This window comes from Slackia isoflavoniconvertens, assembly GCF_003725955.1.
Taxonomy (GTDB): domain Bacteria; phylum Actinomycetota; class Coriobacteriia; order Coriobacteriales; family Eggerthellaceae; genus Slackia; species Slackia isoflavoniconvertens.
This window is the reverse complement of record NZ_QIBZ01000029.1, coordinates 1-3,325: the sequence shown is the minus strand read 5'-3', so window position 1 is coordinate 3,325 and position 3,325 is coordinate 1. Positions and strand designations below refer to the sequence as shown.

Genomic DNA, 3,325 nt, shown 5'->3' with positions numbered 1-3,325 from the left:
CCCTGTCCTCCCGCAGCCTGGCGCTGCAGTACTTTCGGCGAAGGCGGGCTTAACTGCCGAGTTCGGAATGGGATCGGGTGATCCCCGCCTCTGTGGTCGCGCTCATGCAGGGCGCTCTCGCCCGCATGCCGGTACCGGGGCGACCCTGGGGGCCGCATGGCGACCGAAGCGAAGGATCCATCCGTTCCAGGCCCCGCCCTTCCTCGAGGTGAGGATGGGTGCAAGGGCTCGCCCTATTAGTACCGCTCGCCTGAACGCCTCGCGGCGCTTGCAGCTGCGGCCTATCGACCACGTGTTCTACATGGGGGCTTACCGAAGGGAGAACTCATCTCGGAGACGGCTTCCCGCTTAGATGCCTTCAGCGGTTATCCGTTCCGGGCGTGGCTAGCCGGCCGTGCCGTTGGTCGACAACCGGGACACCAGAGGCCCGTCCGCCCCGGTCCTCTCGTACTAGGGGCAGCCCTCCTCAATTCTCCTGCGCCCGCGGAGGATAGGGACCGAACTGTCTCACGACGTTCTGAACCCAGCTCGCGTACCGCTTTAAACGGCGAACAGCCGTACCCTTGGGACCGACTCCAGCCCCAGGATGCGATGAGCCGACATCGAGGTGCCAAACCTTGCCGTCGATGTGGACTCTTGGGCAAGATCAGCCTGTTATCCCCGGAGTACCTTTTATCCGTTGAGCGACGGCCCTTCCACTCGGGGCCGCCGGATCACTAGAGCCGACTTTCGTCCCTGCTCGGCTTGTCTGCCTCGCAGTCAGGCCCGCTTGTGCTCTTGCGCTCTTCGGACGGTTGCCGACCGTCCTGAGCGGACCTTGCGCGCGCCTCCGTTACTCTTTGGGAGGCGACCGCCCCAGTCAAACTGCCCGCCTGGCACGGTCCCCGGGCCGTCCCCGGGTTAGGCCGCCGACGCGACGGGGGCAGTATTCCAAGGTCGGCTCCGCCCGGGCTGGCGCCCGGGCTTCGCAGCCTCCTGCCTATCCTCTACGCGCCGCGCCTGCGGCCAATGCCAAGCTGCAGTAAAGGTTCACGGGGTCTTTCCGTCCTTCCGCGGGGAATCCGCATCTTCACGGATAATGCAATTTCGCCGGGCCCATGGTCGAGACAGCGCCCAAGTCGTTGCGCCGTTCGTGCAGGTCGGAACTTACCCGACAAGGAATTTCGCTACCTTAGGACCGTTATAGTTACGGCCGCCGTTTACCGGGGCTTGGGTTCACCGCTTCGCCAAAGGCTAACGGATCCCCGTGACCTTCCGGCACCGGGCAGGCGTCAGACCCTATACTTCGCCTCGCGGCTTGGCAGAGTCCTGTGTTTTTGGTAAACAGTCGCTTGGGCCCTTTCGCTGCGGCCCCCCGGCGCTTCCCGGGCGAGCCGGTACACGCTGGGGGGCGTCCCTTCTCCCTAAGTTACGGGACGATTATGCCGAGTTCCTTGACCATGGTTGCCCCGATCGCCTCGGAATGCTCTTCCTACCCACCTGTGTCGGTTTTGGTACGGGCGGCGTGGGCGCTGCCTAGGGATTTTTCTAGGAGGCATGGAATCCGCGACTTCGCCATGGGGCTCGTCTCGCGTCTCGGGATATGCGGGGACCGGATTTCCCTGGGCCCCTCCCTACGCGCTTTCACGGGGACGTCCAGAACCCCGCTCGCGTATCCTTCCCCGTCGTCCCATCGGTCGTAGCGCGCCCGCGCCGGCACGGGAATGTCTGCCCGTCGTGCATCGGCTGCGCCTCTCGGCCTCGCCTTAGCTCCCGGCTGACCCTGGGGGGATTAGCCTCGCCCAGGAAACCTTGGGTTTTCGGCGGAGCGGTTTCTCGCCGCTCTCTCGCTACTCATGCCTGCATCCTCACTTCCATGCCGTCCACCGGGGCTCGCGCCTCCGGCTTCGCCCGGCATGGAAAGCTCCCCTACCAATCGAATTGATCGATTCCGCCGCTTCGGCGCCGTGCTTGAGCCCCGCGCATTGTCGGCGCGCCCCCACTCGACCAGTGAGCTGTTACGCACTCTTTGAATGCATGGCTGCTTCTAAGCCAACATCCTGGTTGTCTGGGCGGGCGCACATCCTTTGCCACTTAGCACGGCCTTTGGGGCCTTGGCGGGCGGTCTGGGCTGTTTCCCTCTCGAGCGCGCAGCTTAGCCCACGCGCTCTGACTCCCGGGGTCGGAACCATCGGCATTCGGAGTTTGGTCTGGGTCGGTAGGCGGTGAGGCCCCCTCGCCGGTCCAGTGCTCTACCTCCGATGGTCAATGCCCGGGGCCAGCCCTAAAGCTGTTTCGGGGAGAACGAGATATCTCCGGGTTTGATAGGCCTTTCACCCCTATCCGCGGGTCATCCCCTCCGTTTTCAACCGAAGTGGGTTCGGGCCTCCACGGGGTCTTACCCCCGCTTCACCCTGCCCATGGATAGCTCACCCGGCTTCGCGTCCGCGGCATGCGACTCAAATCGCCCTGTTCAGGCTCGCTTTCGCTGCGGCTCGGTGTCCCTTAACCTCGCCGCATGCCGCGACTCGCAGGCTCATTCTACAAAAGGCACGCGGTCACCGTCGTCGGAACGGCTCCCGCTGCTTGGGGGCGCACGGTTTCAGGCGCTGTTTCACTCCCCTCTCGGGGTGCTTTTCACCTTTCCCTCGCGGTACTGGTTCGCTATCGGTCATCGGAGAGTGTTCAGCCTTGGAGGGTGGTCCCCCCTGCTTCGGACCGGGTTTCACGTGCCCGGCCCTACTCTGGATCGCAGACCGCAGTCCTCGTCCTTCGCGTACGGGGCTCTCACCCGCTGCGGCCGGCCTTCCCATGCCGTTCCGCTCGAACGTGGTTTTCTGACTGCGGCCGGGGCCTGGGGGCCCCGGGCTCTGCGTCCCGCAACACCTGCGAGGCAACGGCCCCAGCCTTGGCGCCGTCGCAGGTTTGGGCTCGCGCGCTTTCGCTCGCCGCTACTCGCGCGATCTCGGTTGATTTCTCCTCCTCGGGGTACTTAGATGTTTCAGTTCCCCCGGTTGTCCCCCGAAAGGATGGTCTCCAATCGGGTAGCCGCCCATGACGGCGGCTGGGTTCCCCCATTCGGGAATCCCGGGATCTGCGGCCGTTTGCGCCTCCCCCGGGCCTATCGCGGCTTGCCGCGCCCTTCGTCGACTTCCGATGCCAAGGCATCCGCCGTGCGCCCATGGTACCTTGCGCCCTCGGGGGAATCCCCCGGGGCGGAAGGCCTGGAGCATGATGGTACATGGTATCTGTATCAATGGAATAAAATAAGGAAATTGCTTTCATCCGCCATGAAGATGCGCAAGCGTTCCCCGCTGATTCCTTTGGGAATGCAGCGTAAATTGCT

Annotated in this window: 2 rRNA genes; both read right to left on the bottom strand. The window is 64.4% G+C overall.

The window, feature by feature from the left end:
* A 5S ribosomal RNA gene (rrf, locus tag DMP05_RS09550) occupies positions 1–104 on the bottom strand; the annotation flags it as partial.
* A gap of 112 nt (positions 105–216) precedes the next feature.
* A 23S ribosomal RNA gene (locus DMP05_RS09545) occupies positions 217–3,174 on the bottom strand.
* Positions 3,175–3,325 lie beyond the last annotated feature (151 nt).